At 41.0% G+C, this 13,440-nt stretch carries 22 protein-coding genes; 7 read left to right on the top strand and 15 right to left on the bottom strand.

Annotation, left to right across the window (positions count from 1 at the left end; translation table 11 throughout):
• Nucleotides 1-4: 4 nt before the first annotated feature.
• The 13 genes from terL to RT143_RS03625 all read right to left on the bottom strand — a co-directional run bounded on the left by terL (nt 5) and on the right by RT143_RS03625 (nt 7,055).
• Nucleotides 5-1,393, bottom strand: a complete 1,389-nt coding sequence (gene terL, locus RT143_RS03565) for a phage terminase large subunit (protein WP_313091219.1) — start codon at nt 1,391-1,393, stop codon at nt 5-7.
• Nucleotides 1,380-1,859 (bottom strand): DUF2280 domain-containing protein, encoded by a 480-nt coding sequence (locus RT143_RS03570; protein ID WP_313091220.1) that lies wholly within the window; start codon nt 1,857-1,859, stop codon nt 1,380-1,382. The genes terL and RT143_RS03570 overlap by 14 nt, the downstream gene beginning before the upstream one ends.
• Nucleotides 1,860-1,892: 33 nt before the next feature.
• Nucleotides 1,893-2,450: a putative metallopeptidase gene (locus tag RT143_RS03575; RefSeq protein WP_313091221.1), complete on the bottom strand. Its 558-nt coding sequence runs from the start codon at nt 2,448-2,450 to the stop codon at nt 1,893-1,895.
• Between the two features lie 392 nt (nt 2,451-2,842).
• The gene (locus tag RT143_RS03580; RefSeq protein WP_313091222.1) at nt 2,843-3,253 is read right to left on the bottom strand and encodes an antiterminator Q family protein; all 411 of its coding nucleotides are present in this window, start codon (nt 3,251-3,253) and stop codon (nt 2,843-2,845) included.
• Nucleotides 3,250-3,657, bottom strand: coding sequence for a DUF1064 domain-containing protein (locus RT143_RS03585; RefSeq protein ID WP_313091223.1), 408 nt, complete (start codon nt 3,655-3,657; stop codon nt 3,250-3,252). The genes RT143_RS03580 and RT143_RS03585 overlap by 4 nt, the downstream gene beginning before the upstream one ends.
• The gene (locus RT143_RS03590) at nt 3,654-3,905 is read right to left on the bottom strand and encodes a hypothetical protein (protein ID WP_313091224.1); all 252 of its coding nucleotides are present in this window, start codon (nt 3,903-3,905) and stop codon (nt 3,654-3,656) included. The genes RT143_RS03585 and RT143_RS03590 overlap by 4 nt, the downstream gene beginning before the upstream one ends.
• Nucleotides 3,902-4,279, bottom strand: a complete 378-nt coding sequence (locus RT143_RS03595) for a hypothetical protein (RefSeq protein WP_313091227.1) — start codon at nt 4,277-4,279, stop codon at nt 3,902-3,904. The genes RT143_RS03590 and RT143_RS03595 overlap by 4 nt, the downstream gene beginning before the upstream one ends.
• A 4-nt stretch (nt 4,280-4,283) precedes the next feature.
• Nucleotides 4,284-5,075 carry an ATP-binding protein gene (locus RT143_RS03600; protein WP_160001487.1) on the bottom strand — a complete coding sequence of 264 codons (792 nt, stop codon included), beginning with the start codon at nt 5,073-5,075 and terminating at the stop codon, nt 4,284-4,286.
• The gene (locus RT143_RS03605; protein WP_313091228.1) at nt 5,075-6,040 is read right to left on the bottom strand and encodes a hypothetical protein; all 966 of its coding nucleotides are present in this window, start codon (nt 6,038-6,040) and stop codon (nt 5,075-5,077) included. The genes RT143_RS03600 and RT143_RS03605 overlap by 1 nt, the downstream gene beginning before the upstream one ends.
• 94 nt (nt 6,041-6,134) lie before the next feature.
• On the bottom strand, nt 6,135-6,311 hold the full coding sequence (locus tag RT143_RS03610; protein ID WP_248105715.1) for a hypothetical protein: 177 nt from the start codon (nt 6,309-6,311) through the stop codon (nt 6,135-6,137).
• A 15-nt stretch (nt 6,312-6,326) separates the two neighbouring features.
• Entirely contained in the window at nt 6,327-6,455 is a 129-nt protein-coding gene (locus RT143_RS03615) for a hypothetical protein (protein ID WP_313091230.1), read from the bottom strand.
• 81 nt (nt 6,456-6,536) lie between these two features.
• Entirely contained in the window at nt 6,537-6,854 is a 318-nt protein-coding gene (locus RT143_RS03620) for a CII family transcriptional regulator (protein ID WP_248105711.1), read from the bottom strand.
• A gap of 9 nt (nt 6,855-6,863) precedes the next feature.
• Nucleotides 6,864-7,055 carry a Cro/CI family transcriptional regulator gene (locus tag RT143_RS03625; RefSeq protein ID WP_313091232.1) on the bottom strand — a complete coding sequence of 64 codons (192 nt, stop codon included), beginning with the start codon at nt 7,053-7,055 and terminating at the stop codon, nt 6,864-6,866.
• 110 nt (nt 7,056-7,165) lie between these two features.
• On the opposite strand from RT143_RS03625, the gene RT143_RS03630 reads away from it, so the two are divergent.
• The 5 genes from RT143_RS03630 to RT143_RS03650 all read left to right on the top strand — a co-directional run bounded on the left by RT143_RS03630 (nt 7,166) and on the right by RT143_RS03650 (nt 11,622).
• A complete protein-coding gene (locus RT143_RS03630; protein WP_313091233.1) occupies nt 7,166-7,918 on the top strand; it encodes a S24 family peptidase in 753 nt (250 codons plus the stop codon).
• An 11-nt stretch (nt 7,919-7,929) separates the two neighbouring features.
• The gene (locus tag RT143_RS03635) at nt 7,930-8,316 is read left to right on the top strand and encodes a surface-adhesin E family protein (RefSeq protein ID WP_313091234.1); all 387 of its coding nucleotides are present in this window, start codon (nt 7,930-7,932) and stop codon (nt 8,314-8,316) included.
• A 13-nt stretch (nt 8,317-8,329) separates the two neighbouring features.
• On the top strand, nt 8,330-8,509 hold the full coding sequence (locus tag RT143_RS03640; RefSeq protein ID WP_313091237.1) for a hypothetical protein: 180 nt from the start codon (nt 8,330-8,332) through the stop codon (nt 8,507-8,509).
• 277 nt (nt 8,510-8,786) lie between these two features.
• The gene (locus tag RT143_RS03645; RefSeq protein ID WP_313091238.1) at nt 8,787-9,905 is read left to right on the top strand and encodes a DNA cytosine methyltransferase; all 1,119 of its coding nucleotides are present in this window, start codon (nt 8,787-8,789) and stop codon (nt 9,903-9,905) included.
• 1 nt (nt 9,906) lies between these two features.
• The gene (locus RT143_RS03650; RefSeq protein ID WP_313091240.1) at nt 9,907-11,622 is read left to right on the top strand and encodes an ATP-binding protein; all 1,716 of its coding nucleotides are present in this window, start codon (nt 9,907-9,909) and stop codon (nt 11,620-11,622) included.
• A 110-nt stretch (nt 11,623-11,732) separates the two neighbouring features.
• Here RT143_RS03650 and RT143_RS03655 read toward each other — a convergent pair whose 3' ends face one another.
• Both RT143_RS03655 and RT143_RS03660 read right to left on the bottom strand, forming a co-directional pair.
• Nucleotides 11,733-12,146 (bottom strand): type II toxin-antitoxin system HicB family antitoxin, encoded by a 414-nt coding sequence (locus RT143_RS03655; RefSeq protein ID WP_313091242.1) that lies wholly within the window; start codon nt 12,144-12,146, stop codon nt 11,733-11,735.
• Between the two features lie 123 nt (nt 12,147-12,269).
• The gene (locus tag RT143_RS03660) at nt 12,270-12,446 is read right to left on the bottom strand and encodes a type II toxin-antitoxin system HicA family toxin (protein WP_313091243.1); all 177 of its coding nucleotides are present in this window, start codon (nt 12,444-12,446) and stop codon (nt 12,270-12,272) included.
• 408 nt (nt 12,447-12,854) lie between these two features.
• Here RT143_RS03660 and RT143_RS03665 point away from each other — a divergent pair, with 408 nt between their 5' ends.
• Together RT143_RS03665 and RT143_RS03670 are read left to right on the top strand one after the other, a co-directional pair.
• Nucleotides 12,855-13,223 carry a hypothetical protein gene (locus RT143_RS03665; protein WP_313091244.1) on the top strand — a complete coding sequence of 123 codons (369 nt, stop codon included), beginning with the start codon at nt 12,855-12,857 and terminating at the stop codon, nt 13,221-13,223.
• 10 nt (nt 13,224-13,233) lie between these two features.
• Entirely contained in the window at nt 13,234-13,440 is a 207-nt protein-coding gene (locus RT143_RS03670; protein ID WP_313091246.1) for a hypothetical protein, read from the top strand.

Raw genomic sequence — 13,440 nt, forward strand, 5'->3', positions numbered from 1 at the left:
GTCTCTAAACGTTGTCGTAGCTAAAAATACTATCAATTAATTGGCTATAAGCGCGTGATAGTCCGTCTATGCGGTCATCGTGTGCGCCATTCGGGAACATACGCATCTCATCTAAAAAGGCATCATTCCACGCACCACGCACCATTACCACGTTGCCCACATTGACCTGTGATGCGATTGGCTCGGCTCTCGTCACCTTGTCGCCTGTCTCTGTGCTAGTGTGTACCTTGTAGCCTTGCAGCAGTTTAACCAAGTATTGTACTTGGGTTTTACCTGCTTGCCCTGGGTCTTGCGGTATGCTGATTAACACGCCTTTGCCGTCTTGACTTGCTGTGTTTTTCATCATGCGGTCACGGTCATCGCTTGATACATCACCATGCACGATATCAGCAATCACTAAACGCCCATCGGGTAGCTTGCCAAGTTTGACGCCTGCCGTTGGGTCACCGCCTACCGTTGCGCCTAAGTCCCAACCACGTACCCACTTGATATTGCCCTGTGGCACTGCGTCTATAATCTCAATGTTTGACGGCTTAAACACACCGCCATCGCCCGGCGTCGGTTCTTGCTGCATTTGACCTGCGAACATATATGGTTTTGCCTTTTCCATTGCCTTGAGTTGCTGTACATTATGCTTGGCTTCCCATAATGCCGTGCCATCAGGCTGTAACGCGGGTAGCTTTACATGCTCCCACTCATCATCATCATTACCTGCTAATAACCAACCCGTTAAATCATCTTCGTGCAATCGCTGCATAATGATAATCATTGGCGTGCGCTTTGGGTCATTCAAACGGGTTTTTAATGTTTCAGCAAACCAATTATGGACGTTTTCACGGCGTTTTTTCGACCTTGCTTCGCTTGCCTTATGGGGGTCATCAAGTAAAATAGCGCCGCCAAACTGCTCTCGCATCTTTCCAGCGCCATAACCTGTCATTGTGCCGCCAACGCCAGCGGAATAACACACACCGCCATCGGTAGTTCCCCAATGCCCTTTGGCATCTTTATCGACTGATACTTTGACTTTGGGGAAAATACGCTGATACGCTTCAGTTTTTATCAAGTCGCGGGCTTGTGCATTATAATTGTGAGCTAAATCCGCTGAATAAGTGGTATAGATAAACTCACAATCTGGCACTTGTCCCATGCACCAAGCGACAAAGTTGACCACCACCAACTCTGTTTTTGAGTAACGCGGCGGGATATTGATAATCAACCGTGTAATTTCACCACAGAATACCGCCATCAACTTGTCACAGATAAACCGATGGTGCCAGTTATGCATCCACTTGAAGTTTTTACGCTCATAAAACATATATCGGCTAAAGAAATAGAAATCGGCTTTGCATTTGGTTTGCAAAGCCAGTAAGTCTTCAGCATCAATATTTTTCATCGAGTTCTTTCATTCGTTCAATAACTGCGTCAACCGTGGGCAAGTTATGGGTGTGTGTAACATCACCAGTCTGCTCAACCTTACTATCAACCTTGCTTTGGTTGGTGTATTTACCGCCAACCTCCTCTGCCGCCTGTTTAAGTAAATCGGCCGCCAAAACCATATTTCCAGATTTCATGGCTTTATCAATCAAGGTTTGCAGTTGGGTTAATCGATATGTCAAATGAGTAACTGGGATATTGTCTTTTTCATCGATAAACTGTTGACGATATTCATAGAATAACTTTCGCCATTTTTCGGACAAATCCTTTCCTGCTGCTTTTGTGGGGTCATAATTCGCAACTTGTTGGCGAGTTATATCAATGCCAAAATCAGCCTTTACAGCATCAGCTATTTCCTGCGGTTTCTGAAAGCTTGCAAGCCCTTGAATGATAAAGGCTTTCACCTTATCGTTAAGGGTTGCCATATTTTAAATTCCGTATAGGTAGGTATAGGTAAATTACCCATTCAACTCACCGCCCAATTGCGACAAGTCAATCATCGTTTGCAAGCTATCATCAAAGATATTTGCCCCGTATCGCCGCGTAATACCGTGGAATTCTTCAACGTCATGCGATACCAGCCGCAATTTAGGACGTCCAGTATCACGATTAAAAGCAAGCTCACCGAAGTTATCAGTTGCATGGCCAATGTGATACAACTCGTGGTCAATCAATGCCAAAAACTGCATATCTAAACATTCGCGACAAAACTCAGCATCGAGCGTGATGAGAAAGTCAGGCTTAGCACCCAACATATCTTCAAACCACATTTCTTGACGCGCCTTGCGCCAACCGCCTGCGTCAATCATGACCTTTTCAGTCTGACCTAAAATACGCTTGCCCGCTTTCTCAAATGGAATGTTTGCCCATAAGAAGGCGATTTCATTCACTTGATAATCGACCAGGTGATTGTGATCAGCATTGTGCCAATCATGGTTTGGGTTAAAAAGCGTTTCATGCACCCACAGATACACTTCGCTTGCCTCGGCAAACTTGGCTGACGTGTCGGGTGGCATTGGTCGGTTCATAGGTCACATGTAAAAAAGCCCGCCGTTATTGCAAATAGGCACGGGCGTAAAGGTAGATTGTGCTACTCGCTTTCACATTCGCCTAACGCACAAGGCTCCTGTTTCTGCTTTCGCTATTCAAGGTCGGGGTGACTAAATCCCCTATTCTGGTTTTTTACACTCTGGTACGTTCTGCAACGGTCAAATTGCAGGATATAAAAAACCGATATGCAAATACGCACATCGGTTATAGTCGGCTATGATTTGTTTTGGGCTCGCCCCGTACTGTTTTACATAACCCACCCCGCTTAGTAAGTTAATCGGCGATAAACAGACAACAAAAAAGGCGACAGTCTTTCGACTTCGCCTTATGTATAACTTATTTCAAATGTATCACAATCTTACCTAGTGCTGGGGTCAAAATCAAGGTTTTTATAAACTATTTTTTCAGCTTGTTCCAACATCTTGCCTGCGATTTTATGGCAAACAAATTTCTTTCTCGGGTCATCGTCTTTCATCTTAACTTGCTTTGGGTATTCAAGTGGCGTTAAGTACCACTTTGCGATATCACGCAATGATGCGCCTTTGACGTATTTTAGAAAAAGAACTTCATAGAGAACTAGCCAATTTTTCTTCAAAACCAATACGGCTTTATCAATCGCCAAGGCTTCTTCATCAGTGATGTTTGGTTCCCGATTATTGCCAGTATGAAAGCAACCATTAGCGCGCATCAAAGCATACATCGGTGTGCTATGGCGCTCATAACCTGTGTGCCTTGCCCACTTTCCCCATTCTTCGATTTTGTTGATCATACCTCTCTAACCTCTTTCCCCAGAATTTCCCACATCAATTTACGCTTAATTTTATAAACATCCGTTCTCATGCCCTTAGCGTCTTCAATCACTTCGCAATCTTTTTCGATATCCCAATAAACGAAATCAGCGGTATAAGTCATTTTTCGCTGAGTCTGACCACCGATACGAGTCGTTGGCAGTAAGTCATAAACAACTTGGCAGCATAGGTTTTTAATCTTGCCAGCACGCTGTAAAAGCTCAAGATGCTGATAGCGGCGCAGCTCTTTTTTACTATCAAACCATTTGCCATTGTACTGGACCCGGATGTTTTTATACTTGGACTTTTTCGGCTTGGTCTCTTTTGTGGTCCCGCGTTTTGCAAAAAGCTTTTTTGCTTGTTTTGGTGTCATGATTGCTGTCACTTCTCACTCCCTAAAATTAAATCCCCGAATTCGTGTTTAATTGCCCGCCCATCTAATCGCCATTTTGCCCACTGCGCTGGGTGCAGACTCTCATTGTATGGGCTTTTGGTGATACGTCCGCTTATGTACTTGATTGTTTTAAGCTCATTAGTCCTGTTATCGCGCCAAGTAAGCTCGCCGCGCTTAACCGCACAGACGTAGTAGCCTGTGCTGGTTAGTCTATGGTTTGGGTGGCTAAGGTGGGTCATTTACCACCATCCAAAACCTTAAAAACTGGTGTGCGTCTAGGTGTGTTTTGGCTATTTTTGATTGCCTGCTCTTTCCAAAACTGCTCTTTTCGTTCCCAAAGTTGCTCTTTCCAGTTTTTATCCGTCCAATCGCCATCTTTGGTGATATGCTCAAAATCAGCCTTTGTCAGTTCTTCAATATTTAGAATTTCGATGCGGTCAAAAAGTCCAAACGCTTCTTTCGCTGATTCCTCAATGTATGCATGAGAAGGTCTGTATTCTTCTTCGTCAAAAAGCAAATCTTCGATGTAGGTTGATGACCATGCCTTGGGGTTGCTCACCCAGGGCATGTATAATTTGATTTTTACTGCAAAATAACGGTTGCCTTTGCTCATGCTCTTACCATCCCCCAATCTTGGCTACGCCTGCTTTTTGACGATAGCTTGACCAATCGCATTTAATATGGATTAGGTTTTGCTGAAACCGGTCCCACGCACGATCACCCATGAAGGTTTTAGTTTCTTCGTAGCTTAAATTTGTGGTGATAACCGTTGGTTTTTGTTGATAACGCGCATCAATCAAGCCACCCAAGCGGCTGCGGTCACTTAATTGATTACCCGTGGTGTCACCGTCACCCAAGTCATCAATCACAAGCAAATCAAAACTAGCCAAACGAGCGATAATCATGTTTTGAGTGGGCTTACTCTTATCACTCCATGATTCTTTGCACTGCTCAACAAATTCTGACGAGCGAATAAACTTGGCTGGGCATAGTGAATTTTTCTTAAACTGACTTTGATACACGGCACGCGCTAAGGCATTGCTTAACATCGTCTTGCCCGCCCCTGTACCGCCATAAAACAAAAGATTTGGCATACCAGTATGAAAATCGGTTGCATATTTTTTGAGATTGGCCAATAACGCTTCTTGACGCGTGCGCTGTGTCTCATCAATTTCCCAAGCATCAAAACCCTTGGCATTGATATTGATGCCACAGCTTGCCATTCCGCTAAGCATACGTTCACGGTAAGTTTGTTTTGCTTGGCGCTCATCATCGATGCGTTTTTGTTCAGCTGCGCATAAGTCACATCGCTCTGGGAAGTCCATGATTTTGCTAAAACTGGTCTCGCCATGGATCGGACATGCTGCAGTAAATTTTTTGAATGAGTCACGAAATGCTTGTAGGTCCATTACCAAGCTCCTTGTACTGGCGATGATGTATCAAGTGGTGTAGCCACTAACTGGCCGTCAATAAATTCAAAGTTTGTATTTGGCGCAACGATGCCCGTCTCACCTGGTCGCCATTTTTGATTGACCGCCAATGGGTCATTAGGATCACCAAGTTTTTGATTTGGTTTAGCTTGCTTGGGTGGTTTGGCTGATTGAATCCAAAGACGAAGTTTTGATTTTCTAAGGCTGTCCGTATTTAGTGGCTTACCCACTAAGGCTTGTTCAGCGTAATGCGCCTTGAAGTCTTTGATATGGGTTTGGTAAATATTTTCGGTTAAAACACCCATAAACCCTGCTTGAGATAATTCTTGTCTCATCAAATCCAAAGTTGGTGCTTGCCAGTCTTGAATTTCTTGAGAACGCTCTAAACGGATTTGTTCAGCTTTGTCGTTTTGCGAATCGTCGGCTTGCTGTGTGTGTGTATTATTAATAGATGACGATGATGTTGAAGGGCATTGCTCAAGCATATTTGTAGCATCGCTTGGGCATTGCGTTTGCATTGCTTGAGCATTGCTTGGGTTATGCTCATTTAATGCAATTTGATTTTGTTGATTTTGTTGATTTTCGCTTGAAGCCTTATTCCATCTAGCTTGCGCGGCTTTTTGTGCTTTCTCTGATTTGCTATTTTTGTTATCAGTTGCTTGTGATTTTTTATCATCCAAGTACGCACTAAATAACTCATCATTTTCGATAGAAAAAATGCCAATATTTGTGATGGTTTTTATGAAGGCTTTTACTTTAGATGAAGATAAGCCAGTAATGGCACCAATAATTTTTACATCGTTTGGGATAACACCATTCTTCCAATAATCCATCATGAGCAAGTAAAGCCCACCTACTTGTTCAGTGGTGAGCCTAGTTGTCATGGCAAGAATGTCACCGATATAGATCGGCATCCAGATTGATACATCATCTTGTTTTGACATTGTTGTCCCCTTGCTTATTTAGATTTTTCATGGTTAAATATCCTTGCTTATTGATTGATACCAAAACCCTAGCGATGCCAGTCGTTAGGGTTTTTTATTGCCAAGTGAAAAGTTCTATTTCAGCGCTTGGCACTGCATCTTGCTTTTGGCCTTGAATACGCTCGACTGATTGACGAATCATATCTTCGCGTCTTGCTAAATTTAGCGGCTTTTCAGGCTTGTTAAATTTGCTTGGCTTAGTTGATTTGATTTTTTGCTGTTTTAAATTCATTGTTAACCCCTTGGTTTAACGTGGCATAGCCACATCTTTAGCGACTAGCAAACCATTCATCATAAAGACATGGCTATCAGCCTGCTTGTTGTAATGCTCATCTTGTGGGTCGATGATATGACGAGGCGTTTTTTCGTCAGTCATGATCACTTCATGGCAACATCTGCTTTCTGTGTTATTGCAGAATTTGCAGTCGTCTGGATTGAATTTAGCCATCGATATCTCCTATCGAAATAGAATCTGTAAAAACTCTGGGCTTTCTGCCGAGTTCTTTAAAATCTCTTTAAATGCTTCAGCAATGACAGGTGAACACATCAAATCATCTTTGTCAGATAGTTTGATGCCAAGCACGGCAGTCAAAACAGCAAAAAACTCAATGCGACCTTCGCTTTTGAGTTTTGACATACTGCTTTCACTTGTCCCAACTTTCTCACCCACTTCTTTTTGACCAATCTCGGAAAGTCGAGTCAATAAAAGCCGTTCGTTCTTTCGTGCGATTTCCTGTAGCTCGGGTGATAATTCACTTATCGGTTTATGGCACATGGGTTGCTCCTAGGCGGTTTCTAGTTGAGGGATGCCATCGGCTTTTAATTCGCCTTTGGTTTGAATTTCAATGATGGCTTGGCGTTCGGTTGGGATTTCACTTTCCCAATTACCAACAGCAACTTTTGACACGCCTAATTTCCGAGCAACGTCAGCGTTGGTCGTAACGCCAAAATACTTCTTAATTTCAGCTAAAGTCATGATGTAAACCTTGTTTAACTTATTTGGTTAATTATAGTTTACTATAGGTTAACTCTGGTTGCAATGGCTTTATATAACGTTAGTAAAGTACAATTAACTTAGAGGTGAGCATGAAAGAATCAGAAAAACAAAAGATAGGCAGTAGAATCGATGAACGCATGACAGAATTAAACCTGTCTAATGTTGCTGTTGCTGCACATGTGGGAATTAGTAAGGTAGCGGTCGGAAAATGGCGCAAAGGTGACACTGAGCCAACTGGCTCAAACTTAACTAAATTAGTTCAGATTTTAAAGACTAATGCTGAGTGGATAACTACCGGGAAAGGCTCAAAAGACAGCTCTATCGAACCTACTGAATTGACCCGCGACGAACCTGCCCGCGATGTTATTCAACGCCTATTAACCGGCGGTAGTGACACTTCATCATTAATTTCTATTCCTTACTTGGATGCTAGGGCGGCGTGTGGCCCTGGTGCTTTCAATGCAGATACGCCAGACATATTGGGGCGGTATGAGATATCAGAAGATTTTTTATTTAGACTAGGTTTACCTTCTGATGGCAGAGGTTTGATACTCATTGATAGCGATGGTGACAGCATGGCTCCATCTATTCCAAGTGATACGCCTTTACTGATTAATACGCTAGAGAAATGCTTTAATGCCCTGGTCAACGGTAAGGTTTATGTGTTCTGCGCTAATGGGGCAATTATCTGTAAACGCATTTACCGTAATTTAGATGGTACCATCAAGCTACATTCAGATAATCCAAATAAAGATTTATACCCAGACCAAGACGTCAGTGAAGATTTATTTAATACTTTTGAAGTTATTGGGCGTCTTAAATTTGCATTTGTTGAATTCTAAATGGAATTATTATGAAAAAGCTTCTTCTAGCTTCTTTGATGATATGTTTGAGCCCTGCTTGCTTAGCTACTCATTGGGAATATTTGGACTCTGATATAAGATTAGGTGATTTTTATGGCGATACTGATTCATTTACTAAAGATAAAAATAATAGGTATCTAGCATGGTTTAAGCTTGAGAACCAAAGGATGTTTAAAAATATGCCAAATGTCAGAACTATTAAGATGCGTATAATTTTGGATTGTAGCAAAACTCAAGCGGGAATATCTGCATATCAACTTTATGATAAGAACGGGCATTTAATTGAAAAGAAAGACAAGGTTTCTTCATATAATGAATATTGGACGCCTGAGCCGCATGAATTTTTTGCTGGGTTTATACATGGGTTTTGTAGATAGTGATCTGACTAAAATGAATATGCCCACCCACAACCACACCAAACCCAAGCCAATTCTTTCAGGCTGGTCATTAGAAAATGTTGACCCTGACCATTATTTCATCGTTTGGTTTATCTACAATGGTGAGCTGATCACGCCAGCGACACGGGCAAAGGGTTGGTGTGTTTATCGAGAGATTGAGTTGGATTTTTGATATGAACAGATGGATTTGGTTGATTTTGTGGACGTGTGTTGCAGGAATATGGATTGCTGACATTATCGCTCTTTTTATTGTAAGACCAGCGTTTTTGTCAACGTGGTTAGCCGCTCTGGCTTATGCTTGGGTGCCGTTTAGCTTGGTGTATATCGCTCAGTTGGTGGTGACGGGGCGAAAGGTGCCTTTTAAAGTATGATCAATTTAAAACAGATTATCGGTCGACAATTAGAGATAATTTTGGCAAAATGTTTGTTTTTAAATTTGTGGATTTTCTATGAACTATAAACCCTTAATTGTTGATTTGTTTAGCGGCTGTGGTGGCTTTGGTCTTGGTGCAGAGTTGGCTGGATTCCATACCCATACAGCAGTAGATATTGATAGTACATTACAATCTGCATATAAATTAAATTTCCCAGCCACCAACACCATTACCAAAGATATTACTACTTTCGATAAAGAAACATGGACAAAGTTACTTGAAGGACAAAAAATTGATGGTGTTATAGGTGGTCCCCCATGCCAAGGCTTTAGTCGAATGGGTCTAGGTGATGAAAATGACCCACGACGCGAATTATTATCAGCCTTTTTTCATCAAGTTAATTTAATAGATCCAAGTTTCTTCATCATGGAAAATGTTGAGGGCTTAATGGATGCTAAAAACTTACCACAACTTAAAAAAGCATTAGCATTAGCAGATAGCAAGTATACAATTTTAGATCCGATCATTGTCGATGCGTCAACTTGTGGTGTACCCACCAAAAGAAAGAGGGTAATTGTTATAGGGTATGACAAAAATAGAGTCCAATCACTAGATAAAGATGATTTTTTCTTTACTTGTTCTCCTGTAACTGTTAGAGATGCCATTTATGACTTGCCTAACCCAATCACTCAAAGCAAAGATGTTAATGACTTTGGTTTCGCTAAGTATAAAAAAAATGAAAATCTATCTGAATATGCTTTAGCAATGCGTCAACCTGCTCCAAAAGGGCTAGGTTTACCATTTGCTATAGAAAAGCACTCCAATAATCAAGTATCAGGTTTCTTTGATACCGTCCACACAGCCGAAGTCGAGCAACGCTATAAAGATACACCCCAAGGCAAAACTGACCGGGTAAGTCGCTCAAAAAAATTGGCTTGGGATGGATTTGCTCCAACCTTGCGAGCAGGCACAGGTTCGGATAAAGGTAGCCACCAAGCTGTCCGGCCTTTACACCCAGAACAAGGGCGAGTGATCACTGTAAGAGAAGCAGCCCGATTACAAGGCTTTCCTGATTGGTTTATTTTCCACCCAACTAAATGGCACAGCTTTAGGATGATTGGAAACAGCGTGTCTCCAATTGTTTCACAAAAGATATTAACAGTAATTTATAATCGCTTAATAAGGACATCCTAGCATGGCAACGAAGACCGTCATCAATACAGGCATTCAAAAAGGATATTTAGAAAATTCTCTTACCCAAGATATCAGCTCTTTAGAAGCAATCTATGATTTGATCGATAATTCTATTGATGCTGCTAGAAGGGATATTTTTAAAAGTAAAATAGCGCTTCTTGATGAATACGGTATGCCATCCGACTATACAGGCTTTCAAATAGATATTACTGTTAATGAAAAGGAAATTAAGATAAAGGATAACTGCTCAGGATTTTCAGCAAGGGATCTAGAGACTAGAGCATTTTTTATCGGTAGTCCCTCAAGTCACGATTATGGGATTGGACAGTACGGTATTGGGCTTAAAAGAGCGCTACTAAAAATGGGCGATGAATATACTTTTTTGACCGATAATGGTACTGAAAGAATCAGTGCACACCTCACTAACAATGACCTAACTTCAGAAAATACTATCACCCCAAAAATAGAGCCAAGTGAAGGTGACACTAAATCCTACTTTGCTATTACTAAGCTAAAAGATGCTATCTTGCCTGATATTACAGCTGAAATATGGTATGAAAATGCTTATCGCGGTATTCAGCAACGCTATACCATTTATCTCGAAAAAGGATTGGTAATTAACATCAAGTATCAAGATAATTCTAAAGTTTCAGTTAAGCATAAATTTGTCGCTATTCGAGAAGATGAGGGCTTTAAACCACTAAAATTTGGCTACTATGTAGAAGATGGTGTATATATTGATATTGTAGCAGGTGTTCATGCAGATTACCGGTTTAGTGATGAACAAAGCTATTCGCTAGCTAGTAATAGAGCACTAACAGATGATTTTGGTATTTACATTGTCTGTAATGACCGTGTAATCGTCAGCAGTAGCACAGAGAAACAATATGGTTGGGCTACCAGATGGCACTCTGAGTACAATGGATTTGTCTGTATTGTCAGATTTATCTCATCAGATCCAACATTACTACCTATTAATACGGCTAAAACAGCAGTTACGACCGATGCTCACTTATTCCTCAAGGTTGCCGAAAAAATCCAACCAATTGCCGATGATTATCGCAGAAAAGTCAGCCCAAAACGTCGAAAAAACAATCCGCATATTACATTTGGTGATCAACTTGACTTTCTAGATGAAAATGAACCATTTAATCATCCAGGTATCAACACTAGAAAACCCAATACTAAATCAGTAATTATTCAAAAGACAGCAACTAGTCGAAAAACATCCAGTCAAAAACCCCAAGTAGTGGCAAAACCAAAAGTCGCTAATAAAAAAATCAAAACTTTACCAAAGAACTCAAAACTTGTTAATGCTATTAACAAACTAAACAATAGAAAACTTAGTCAATTCTACGAGTCAATGTGTAATCTATCGGTCGACAAATACCCGTCTATACTTGCGGTTACTCTTTCAGTATTTTATGAATCACTTAGTAGAATCCTTGGAAACAACAATCCCAATGCTGATATTGGTGGATATTTTAATCATAACACTATAAAGGCGCGAGTTACTGGAATATACTCTAGTGAACAAATTAAAGAATTTCAGTCAAGTATCAAATATATTCAGGAAGAAGCGAATCTGATTAAGCATAATAAAAATTATCGCATGGAAACTGCCATTAATCTCGTACCTCGTGTAGAATTACTAGAGAATATCACTATTGATATGATAGAAACCCATATCCAAAATACTTCCGTTACATCGTCTTAACAATCTTATCTAATCACAACCCACCCCGGTGGGGTTTTTATTGCCTTCCCTACTCCCAAAAATCAAAAACCCTGCATATTCGCAGGGCTTTTATTAAGTAACTAATAATTTTATGCCAAAGAAAGCACAGGGGTTTTGCCTAAAGCCTTAAACGCATCGACTAGGGTATCAATTTTTGTCGCATGTTCTAAGTTAACAATACGGGTTACTTGCTGTGGTTTAATTCCCATACGTTGGGCTAAATCGACTTGGCTGACATGCTGATTTAACATCTCATTAAGCAGTAATACTTTAGACCAAACACTTAATGGTAAACTAACCATAACTTCACCATCTAACGCTTGGGTTGGCATTGGTACTGGACGGTTATCTTCAAAATAAAAATCCATCGCAGTTGCCAAAGCATCTTGCGCCATCTCAAGTGCTTCTTCATAGCTATCGCCTTGGGTTAAGGCTTCAGGAATATCACGAAAAGTTACAATATATCCGCCATCTTCCTGCAAAAAAGTTGCTGGATATTGCATAGGGTTCTCCTTTAATTCATCGACTAGGCACGATGAGCGACCTGGTGGTCTGAAATCCTAGTAAGAGTGCTCTCAAACGCTGATTAATAATTAGGCTTATTGGGGGACTTACCCCCAACTCGTTTACTGTATGCCCAATTGTTTTTTGATTGCCTTGACCAAACCTTCTTTTATCTCGGTATGTCTTGGAATCGTACTTTGCTTACCGTTTAAAGATACCTTGGTATGTTTACCACCTTCTTTAAACGTCGCACCTAAAGACTCTAGGTAGCGAATTAAGTCATTGCGTTTGATAACCACCTCTCTGTGCTGTTTAATTAAGTATATTATAAACGTTTTTGTTTATAATGTAAACATAAATGTTTATCCCATACTTAAAAAAACATCAAGCTCAAGGTTAGCCAATCCTTTTTACAATTCCTTACAAATATTTGACCCGCTTAAATGCGGGTTTTTTATTGCTTAAAGTTAACCAGTTATATTTAGTTTACAAAATAAGTAAATCATAATTAACTTTTTCATTGACAGAATAGTAAACCGAAAGTAAACTATGATTAACTTAACACGATAAGCCGATTATCGCGAAATTCAATCAAAACTTAGGAACCTGTCAAGCCGTGCAGAGAACGGCAACCAAATTTTATACAAAAAAAAGCCCTGCAACTTTGGACGGTGACAGGGCTTTACTCAGAAAGGAGCAATCAAATTATGGCACAACTAGACTTTTTAAAGCAAGCACTTCGCTTGGACAGCGAATGCGACCACGAAATTGAAATCAGCAGCAGCCAAGCAAAAGGCGTTGTTTATCTAGCAATCGGCGATAACGGCGCATGGATTGGTTTTAACTTTAGCGCCGAGGTTGAGCATCCCTACGAGTCAATCTGCCGTGGTCACTGGCACAGCCGCGTTTATGATTACGGCAAAGTTGAAAGCGTGTCAGCACTCAAAGTCACTTATGCAGATAGCTATGACTGCGACAGCATCAACTACATGTCGCGTATCGACGAAATCAAATCAATCATCACGCGCTTTATCGAAAGCGCAGAGATTGAGACTGACCATTATGACGCAGCTTAAGGAGCCAACGATGAAACTATTTGAAATCACTTGGGTGAGCAATGCTTGCCCTATCCCGATGACCGAATTAGTCGAAGGCGCTACCAAAATGGAAGCCCGTGGACACATCGTCAGACGTGAAGTTAACCGCGGCGCTCCACGGTTTTTAGAAGTGCTGCAAATGAGTGAAGCCGATGCCGACCAAAAAGGCTATCAGCTTTATCCAGTCGCGGGGTGA

It is taken from the genome of Moraxella sp. CTOTU48268 (genome assembly GCF_032069585.1).
Classification (GTDB): Bacteria; Pseudomonadota; Gammaproteobacteria; order Pseudomonadales; family Moraxellaceae; genus Faucicola; species Faucicola cinerea.